Origin of the sequence: Haloarcula sp. JP-Z28, assembly GCF_011440255.1 — an archaeon.
In the GTDB taxonomy this organism is placed as follows: Archaea; Halobacteriota; Halobacteria; order Halobacteriales; family Haloarculaceae; genus Haloarcula; species Haloarcula marismortui.
Genome location: NZ_JAAOHT010000055.1, coordinates 21689 through 29984 on the forward strand (window position 1 = coordinate 21689; position 8296 = coordinate 29984).

General features: G+C 63.4%; 8 protein-coding genes and 1 pseudogene. 7 read left to right on the top strand and 2 right to left on the bottom strand.

Translation table 11 applies throughout. The features are described 5' to 3' along the window. The first annotated feature begins 62 nt into the window (after nt 1-62). The 4 genes from htpX (at nt 63) to radA (ending at nt 3627) form a co-directional block, all read left to right on the top strand. Nucleotides 63-941 (top strand): zinc metalloprotease HtpX, encoded by an 879-nt coding sequence (gene htpX / locus G9463_RS17225; RefSeq protein ID WP_165897352.1) that lies wholly within the window; start codon nt 63-65, stop codon nt 939-941. Nucleotides 942-1358: 417 nt separating this feature from the next. Beyond that, nucleotides 1359-1976, top strand: a complete 618-nt coding sequence (locus tag G9463_RS17230) for a hypothetical protein (RefSeq protein WP_165897353.1) — start codon at nt 1359-1361, stop codon at nt 1974-1976. 1 nt (nt 1977) lies between these two features. After that, complete coding sequence (locus tag G9463_RS17235; RefSeq protein WP_165897354.1) at nt 1978-2436, top strand: hypothetical protein; 459 nt, start codon at nt 1978-1980, stop codon at nt 2434-2436. A 141-nt stretch (nt 2437-2577) separates the two neighbouring features. Next, nucleotides 2578-3627, top strand: a complete 1050-nt coding sequence (radA, locus tag G9463_RS17240; protein WP_007187908.1) for a DNA repair and recombination protein RadA — start codon at nt 2578-2580, stop codon at nt 3625-3627. 430 nt (nt 3628-4057) lie between these two features. On the opposite strand, the gene G9463_RS17245 is transcribed toward radA, so the two are convergent. Further along, the gene (locus tag G9463_RS17245) at nt 4058-5110 is read right to left on the bottom strand and encodes an aldo/keto reductase (RefSeq protein ID WP_165897355.1); all 1053 of its coding nucleotides are present in this window, start codon (nt 5108-5110) and stop codon (nt 4058-4060) included. Nucleotides 5111-5134: 24 nt separating this feature from the next. Next, a complete protein-coding gene (locus G9463_RS17250) occupies nt 5135-6148 on the bottom strand; it encodes a CPBP family intramembrane glutamic endopeptidase (protein ID WP_011224505.1) in 1014 nt (337 codons plus the stop codon). A 138-nt stretch (nt 6149-6286) separates the two neighbouring features. On the opposite strand from G9463_RS17250, the pseudogene G9463_RS17255 reads away from it, so the two are divergent. The 3 genes and pseudogenes from G9463_RS17255 to G9463_RS17265 all read left to right on the top strand — a co-directional run. Then, nucleotides 6287-7190, top strand: a pseudogene (locus G9463_RS17255) (acyltransferase). 51 nt (nt 7191-7241) lie between these two features. Continuing rightward, nucleotides 7242-7949, top strand: a complete 708-nt coding sequence (locus G9463_RS17260; protein WP_165897356.1) for a hypothetical protein — start codon at nt 7242-7244, stop codon at nt 7947-7949. A gap of 73 nt (nt 7950-8022) precedes the next feature. Further along, on the top strand, nt 8023-8296 hold a 274-nt coding region (locus G9463_RS17265), incomplete at its 3' end, for an ATPase domain-containing protein (protein WP_305037716.1).

Below are 8296 nucleotides of genomic sequence, written 5' to 3' on the forward strand. Positions count from 1 at the left end.
CCTGCCGTGTGGCACTTTCTCACGATAGCGAGGTTTTAGAGTGTCGACCGTCTATCAAGGGTATGGAGTGGCAAACAGACTGGGGGCTCCGTGGCCGGATGGCCCTGACGATGTTCCTGCTGTTCGCGCTATACATCGTCTTCCTTGGAGCGCTCACGCTGTATTTCAGCAACCTCGCGCTTATCGTGGTCGTCATGGGACTGTTCCTCGGTGCGCAGTTCTTCTTCAGCGACAAGCTCGCCCTGTACTCGATGGGAGCCCGGACGGTCGAACCGGAGGAATATCCGGAACTTCACCGGACCGTCGACCGCCTGGCTCAGCAGGCCGACCTCCCGAAGCCCAAGGTCGCCGTCGCCGACTCGCGGGTGCCCAACGCCTTCGCCACCGGCCGGTCCAAGAGCAGTTCGGCCGTCTGCGTGACGACGGGCATCATGGACACGCTCGACCAGGACGAACTGGAGGGCGTTATCGCCCACGAACTGGCCCACATCAAGAACCGCGACGTGATGGTGATGACCATCGCGTCGTTCCTCTCGACTATCGCCTTCCTCATCGTCCGGTGGGGCTGGCTGTTCAGCGGCGGCCGCGAGCGCGGTGGCCAGCAGGTGCCCGTCATCGTCGCCATCCTCATCTCGCTGGTCGTCTGGATCGTCTCGTTCCTCCTGATCCGGACGCTCAGCCGCTACCGCGAGTACGCCGCCGACCGCGGCGGCGCGATGATTACCGGCAAGCCCGCCGCCCTTGCGAACGCACTGATGAAAATCGACGGTCGGATGGACAAGGTCCCCAAAGAGGATATGCGCGACCAGGCTGAAATGAACGCGTTCTTCATCATCCCGATTAACGTCGGGTGGATCGGCCGTCTGGCCAGCACTCACCCCTCGACCGAGAAGCGCATCGACCGCCTGCAGGACCTCGAACGCGAACTCGAAAGTCGGTAACGTCTGTTTATTATCTGATTTGCCGGCAGTCGTCTACGCGATAGTGTGGATTCTCACCGTGACAGCTATACAGAGCCAGAAAGCCCCGGCTGTCTGAACTCGGGGGACTCGCTGCGCGCTTCACTCACTCCGTTCGTTCCAGTGCTTACGTCGTCCGCCGTCGTTCAGCCAGCCGCCCCTTTCAGTCCCTCCTGTGGTTGATTGAGCAGCCGAAACGGGTGGGACTGAAAGGGGCGAGTCGCTGGGCGTACGAGGCGACGTAAGCACCGCAACGTAGTGAGGAGCGCAGCGAGTCGCAGTAGCCCAGCGACTCGGGGCTTTCTGGCTGTTAGAACAGTTGTCCCTGTCTTCGTACGCAACCACAGCAACTAGTCGAGACACAAACCACCTTGGTCTCCGGCCCGTAGGGGCTCGCATATGGGACTGCTCGACGGACTCAAGAGCGTCCTCGGGGTGAAAGCCGAGGCTGACGCGACACGGGACGCCGACCCGGACGACCTGTTCGGGATGAGTACCGCCTACATCACGATGGAGGCCGATCTGGGGTACGAACCGACCGGCGAGGCGGCGCTGTGTTTCGCCGACGTCGACAGTACGGACTTTCAGGACGCTATCGACGAGGTCGAATCCATTCTCGACGCCGGAATGGTCGAGACGGGCACCCGGGCGACCTTCGAGACCGACGACCACGGCTATCAGTGGGTCGTGCTGCACGACAACGACTTCGAGGACCTGCTCACGTCGATCCACTTCGCGGCGGACACGCTCGTCGAACGGCGCTACGGCTCCCGCCTGCTCGCGGCGCTGTTCTCGTTCGAGGACGCGCGCAGCGACCAGACCGTCTACTGGGTGTACTCCTTCCGCCGGGGCGCGTACTACCCGTTCGCGCCGGACCCACACGACAGCCACGAGCGCAACACCTCCGCAGAGTTCAAACTGGACAGTAACCTCAGCGACGAAATCACGGTCGAGGGTGACAAGGAGTACTGGTACCCGCTGTGGCCGGATCGTCCCGGCTACCACCCCTGGGAGTGACATGGCCGACGGCAGCGTCGCTGTCGGTGACCACGTCCGGCCGACCGAGGCCGGCCGCGACAGCCGCGTTCCCGCCGGTGTCTACCGCGTCGTCGGTACGGACGAAGACGCTGTGACGCTACTGGTGGTCGGCGACGCGGCCGGCCGTCGGGTCCACACCGGCGAGATAGTGACAGTCGCTTGCGAGGAACTCGACACGTTCGAGCCCGCCGAGAACCCGGACGCAAGTCGCTCACTTGCCACACGCATTCTCTCACAGCTTGCCGGCCTCCGGTGGTCGCTCTGGCTGTTTTGGCGCTCAATCCGCTCCAGGCCGATTTCCGGCACGACTGCGATTACGCTCCTCCTCGTCGGCACGTTCGGCGAAGGGATACTGCCGGTGTCCGAGACGGTGCTGACTGTACTCGTTCTGCTGGGGACGCTGTTGCTCGTCTATCTCGGTCGAGCGGGTCCGGCCTGAATCCGTTTCCACCGCCCACCGACCCTCCTTCCCATCTAAAACTCCCGATACCATCTCGAAGCGTCCTGCTGCCGTCCGACACTTTCACTTTCACTCTGGTGTTAACGAGGCTTTATACCCCCGGACGCACAAGGCATGTCTATGTCCGCAAGTGAGGACCTCGAAGAACTGCCGGGTGTCGGTCCGGCGACAGCAGAGAAACTCGAAGACAACGGCTACGACTCCTATCAGGGAATTGCAGTCGCCTCCCCCGGCGAACTGTCGAATACGGCCGACATCGGCGAGTCGTCGGCGGCAGATATCATTCAGGCTGCCCGCGAAGCGGCCGACATCGGTGGTTTCGAAACCGGGTCGACGGTGCTCGAACGCCGTGAGCAGATCGGGAAGCTCTCCTGGGGCGTCGACGAGGTCGACGACCTGCTCGGCGGCGGCGTCGAGACCCAGTCCATCACCGAGGTGTACGGTGAGTTCGGAGCGGGGAAGTCCCAGGTAACGCACCAGCTCGCAGTCAACGTCCAGCTTCCGGCCGAACACGGCGGGCTGGAGGGCAGCGCTATCTTCGTCGACTCCGAGGACACGTTCCGACCTGAGCGTATCGAACAGATGGTCAAGGGCCTCGCCGACGAGGTACTGGCAGATACGATGGTCCTCCACGGCATTGTCGAAGAGGAGGCCGACGCAGACCCAACCGACGAGGCGCTACTTGACGACCTCGTTGCCTCTGTGCTGGAGAAAATCCACGTCGCGAAGGCGTTCAACTCCAACCACCAGATCCTGCTGGCCGAGAAGGCACAGGAAATCGCCAGCGAGAGTCAGGAAGAGGAGTTCCCCGTTCGCCTGCTCGCCGTCGACTCGCTGACCGCTCACTTCCGCGCTGAGTACGTCGGTCGTGGCGAACTTGCCGACCGCCAGCAGAAGCTCAACAAGCACCTCCACGACCTGATGCGGGTCGGCGACCTCAACAACACCGCCGTCGTCGTCACGAACCAGGTCGCCTCCAACCCTGACTCCTTCTTCGGCGACCCGACCCAGCCCATCGGTGGCAACATCCTCGGCCACACCTCCACGTTCCGGATGTACCTCCGGAAGTCCAAGGGGAACAAGCGTATCGTCAAGCTCGTCGACGCGCCGAACCTCCCGGACGGCGAGGGTGTCATGCGTGTCGAAGAAGACGGCCTGCTGAACGAGTAACCGGACCTAGCAGTAGCGGCCATCGTTGACCCACGATTGCAGACCATTTTTGCGGCAGTCTCTGACACCTGCTACAGCCGTCATCCGGACTGGTATGTGGACTGCTCCCTCGCCTCGAACCCCTTCGTTTCATCTCGAACCGGCTTCCGTCTGCCGTCTTGCGCCCGTCAGACGCACCGTGGTGAATGTGAAACTTCGACACCCTAACCGCAGGACGGCGATACATCTCCTGTCGAAACAGAGGGGTAGCAGTCGGGAACCGACAGACGGCTGTCCGGTCGTCGGTGTTTTCTGGGGGTAAACTGTCGACTGGAGATTTTAGTATCAAACTGTCGTTGCTCGGACGGTGCGAAAAGCAGGTGAGTGGCGGTAAACTTAGTCGCCGGCCTGTTCTGTCGTGCCTGTGCGTCGGCGCGAGAACGCCTCGCTGTCAGTCCCCGGCAGATTTCATACCGGTCTCTTCGAGGTCCGCACCGTCGACCGACGAGCGCAGGGCGTCCATCCCGTCGTCGCGGTCGATGCCGAAGTTGTCCCGGTACAGTTCCTGCACGCGGTCGTACTCCTCGTCGCTGAGCGGCGGCGTGTCGGGCGCGCCGGCCCACTCGTCGATGTCGGCGTTCGTCCGGAACGTCGGGGTGACCGACGCCACTTCGTCGTTGTAGAGGAGCCACTGGATGGCGGCCTGGCCCATCGTGCGTGCCCCGTCACGTTCGAGGAACCGGATTTCCTCGACCTTCTCCCAGCCGGTCTCGTACCACTCGCTCGGTCGGTGCGAGCGGTGGTCGCCCTTACCGAGTTCGGTCTCGGGGGTCACCTGCTCGTTCAGCAGCCCAGAGGAGTGAGGGACGCGAGCCAGCACCGACGTGTCGGCGCTCTGCTCGCGGATGGTGTCGATGAAGTGCTGGCCGGGGGTCTGTTCGAAGAGGTTAAACACGGTCTGGAGCGCGTCGAACTCGTTTGCGACTGCGGCGTCGCCCTCGGCGAGCCAGCCGATAGAGGGGCCAAGCGCCCAGCCGATGGCGTCGACCTTCCCCTCCTCGCGGAGTTCGTCGAGCGCTTCCAGCACGTCCTCGTCGACCTCGTCGACGTTGGCGTTGTGGAGCATCAGGAGCTCGACGTGGTCCATGCCAAGGCGGTCGAGCGAGCGGTCAACAGCAGTGTGCACCCATTCGGGCGTGACCTTCTTCGGGAGTTCGCCGTGGCCGGCCTGTGGATTATTGTAGAAGTCGTACCCGATTTTCGTCGAGACGGTAACTTCGTCGCGGTGTTCTGCCAGCGCTTCGCCGATTATCTCCTCGCTGTCGCCGTGGCCGTATACGTCGCCGGTATCGAAGAACGTCACATCCTCGTCGAGCGCGTGCTGGACCATGTCGATAGCATCGTCGCGAGTACGGTCGCCCCACCAGTCCGTGCCGACGACCCAGGCACCGAATCCGACTTCCGAGACCTCGACGCCGGAGTTTCCGAGTGTCGCGTATTCCATACCCGCTGTAGCGGCGCTGTCCACTTAGCCGTCTTGGTTTGCGGTGTCGGACCGCGTCCGAATCCGGAGCTGCGGGGTCGCAATGTCGTCAAGCAACTCGACTGCACCGTACTCTCGACGGACCCACCAGTACAGCCCGGCCCCGCCGACGGCGAGCAGTGGCAGGGCGACGAGGCCCCCTTCGGGACCAAACCCACCGCCGGTCACAAGTTTGGGGCCGGTCGCGGTCGTCGAGAGCAGGGCGACACCCATCCGAAGGCCGCTGACAGGGAAGCCAAGCAGTGCCAGCGTGTAGTTCCAGGCGACGTGGAAGCCGCTGGCGACTCCGAGTCGACCGGTCAGGACGTAACACGCACCGAGCAGGAGGCCGTAGAGGGTGATGTTGGCCACGCTGAGCAGCGACGCGCTGGGGTTCGTCCAGTGGAGGACGCCGAACAGTCCACCCGTCAGTGCCGTTGCGACAATAATTGCGCGCCGCTTCCCGATCCAGCCGGCGAGTCCCTCAGCCGCGTTCGTCAGGAGATATCCACGGACGAGCACTTCCTCGGCAGTCGCCTGAACGAGGAAGAACGCTCCCAGAAGGAGGACGGCGACCGGCGGTCCGAACGCGGTTAGCGGGAGTGGCCCGCTGTCGATGGTTGTCAGAGCGACGCTGACCTCGACGAACCCGACGGCCAGTTCAGCGAGCAGGACGAGCGCGGGAAGCCCCGCCCCGAGCAGGAGGCCGAAGGCCGCGTCGCGCCACCACTGGCGGTCGAATCCCAACCCGTAATCCGGGAGCGTCCGCCGGTCGAGTAGATAGCCGATTACGACGGCGACGACGGTTCCAACAGCAAAGAGCGTAATCTGGCGCACGACTGCGACCGTCGGCGTCACACGCACTCCTGACGACACCACTGCGATCATCCCTGAGAGGAGGACGAGGCCGAACCCGGCGAGAAACAGCCACAGCGTGACCCGCCACGGCGCCCGCAGCCGGCGCTCCGCGGGATTGACAATGTAGCGCCGTATCTCCATGATGAAGTCCGACCTGACCATGTCGTGGTCTGGAACGGCGGCGTCTTAATTGTGGCTTGCCTGCTGTGCTCTGTGGGACACAGTCCCGTGACACGAGTGTAACTGGGTAGGTTTCACGTAACGGAAACCCCTATCTGCCCGCGAAGCCACGTACTCGACATGACGAAGCGTCACGTGTCGCTGCCACCGCTCGCCGAAGAGGGGCTCAGGGCGTTTATCGACGAGGTCGATGAACGCCTCTCCGGTGACGAGGACACCTGCGATGTTGTCACCGACGTGTGTCGATCTCCACGGCGACCGGGACGCCTACGAGCGCTGGCAGGACGGCGCGGATATCTCCCCGGCCGAGCGGGTCCGGCTTCAGGGGTATGACCCCTGTAACACGACCCTCGAAAGCGAGTACTACGCCGAGAAAGACGAGGAGCGGTTCAAACGCTCGAAACACCTCCAGTGGCTCTGGCGGCAGTTCGACGCGACGCCGATGGCGGACAACGTCGAGTTCGCGCTCCGGTTCCGGCGGATGCTCGCCGACCACCTCTTTGACTCCTGTGGCGAGGGCTGTCGCTTCTTCAAGGGCATCACGTTCACCTACGGCCACAACATCGAGGTTGGTGACAACGTCGTGGTCCACGACGACGTCCACCTGGACGACCGCGGGAGACTCACTATCGGCAACCGCGTCTCTATCTCCGATGACACCCACGTCTACAGCCACGACCACGACGCCGTCGACCAGACCCACGTCGACAACTACCACACCATCATCGAAGACGACGTGCGCCTGACCTACGACTCGATGGTCCGGGCCGGCGTCAAAGTCGGGGAAAACGCCATCCTCGCGGCGAAGTCCATCGCCGGCAAGGACATCCCAGCCCATCATATCGCCGCCGGCACGCCGGCGAAGTCCCTGACGGTCAAGGACGGCTGGGAGTCCGTCGCAGAGCCCATTGAAGGGGCGAACGTCGACCGCCGTGCCGAACGGCAACTGTCCGTTACCCTGCCCGATAATCTGGAGCAGTTCGACGAGTTCCAACGGGACCTCTCGCCGCCGGACCGCCAGTAGCCGGTGCGGCCACGCCGGCAGTCCTTTTGCCGCACCGACCGAACCCTTGGTATGCGAAGCGTCGCCATCAACGTCGGAGCCAACACGAACGAGCCCGGCTTTCGCGGTCCGTTGTTTCCTGACGGCTCTTTCGAGTACATCCCGATTCCCGAATCGAAACCGACCAGTGAGCCCGTGCCGACATACGGCGACCTCAACCTGCGGACCGACGTATCCGCGGTGGCCGACCAGCCGGTCCACTTCGACCCGGAGTTTCCCGAGGCCGGCGGCGAGCGCTACACGTACGGCGACGAACACGGCGTGAAGGCCGGCCCGCTCTCGGAGCTGTCGGCCGGTGACTACCTGTTCTTCTACGCGACGCTGTCGATGGCCGACGAGCGTTCGGCCTGGGCGTCGCCGAAGTGGGGTGCCCACGTCATCGGTCACTTCCAACTCGCTCGTGACGCGGTGACCGGCGACGAGTACCGGGACCTCCCGTCCGAGGAACAGGCACAGTTCGCCTCGAACGCCCATGTGAAACGCGACCCCTTCGACGCTCGCGTTCTCATTCGCGGCAACGCTGACGAGTCACGACTGTACGACACGGTCGTCCCGCTGTCGGCACCGAGCGGCGGCACCGACGCGAACGAACTGGTCACCGAACTGTCGTCCGACTCGGGGAAGGGGCCGTGGTGGCGACGGCCGATGCGGTTCGACGAGGCTGGCACGGAGCGACTGCTCGAACTGGCTGATAGCCACCCCAGCGCCCTCGAACGCTGAGGCAGCCGAATGAGTTATCACCGGTGAAAATAGAATGTGAAAGCATATGTCCAGACGGACTCAGATAGCTGATATGCGTCTCTCTAGTGGGGTCCCCGGCTTCGACGAACTCATTGAGGGGGGGTTACTCCCGAATCGTCTTTACGTGGTCAGCGGCCCGCCGGGCAGCGGGAAGACAACCTTCTGTTCACAGTTCATTACACAGGGCGTCAAGGAGGGCGAGACGTGCCTGTACGTGACGATGCACGAGACCAAGACGGAGCTGATGCAGGACATGGCCGGCTACGACTTCGGCTTCGACCGGGCCATGCAGTCTGATGCCATCCAGTTCCTCAACCTCGTCACCG

What these genes read in the sequence shown, in the direction of transcription:
- htpX (WP_165897352.1), top strand. Translation starts at nt 63, where the DNA reads ATGGAGTGGCAAACAGACTGGGGGCTCCGTGGCCGGATGGCCCTGACG.
- G9463_RS17230 (WP_165897353.1), top strand. Translation starts at nt 1,359, where the DNA reads ATGGGACTGCTCGACGGACTCAAGAGCGTCCTCGGGGTGAAAGCCGAG.
- radA (WP_007187908.1), top strand. Translation starts at nt 2,578, where the DNA reads ATGTCCGCAAGTGAGGACCTCGAAGAACTGCCGGGTGTCGGTCCGGCG.
- G9463_RS17245 (WP_165897355.1), bottom strand. Translation starts at nt 5,110, where the DNA reads ATGGAATACGCGACACTCGGAAACTCCGGCGTCGAGGTCTCGGAAGTC.
- G9463_RS17250 (WP_011224505.1), bottom strand. Translation starts at nt 6,148, where the DNA reads ATGGTCAGGTCGGACTTCATCATGGAGATACGGCGCTACATTGTCAAT.
- G9463_RS17260 (WP_165897356.1), top strand. Translation starts at nt 7,242, where the DNA reads ATGCGAAGCGTCGCCATCAACGTCGGAGCCAACACGAACGAGCCCGGC.
- G9463_RS17235 (WP_165897354.1), top strand. Translation starts at nt 1,978, where the DNA reads ATGGCCGACGGCAGCGTCGCTGTCGGTGACCACGTCCGGCCGACCGAG.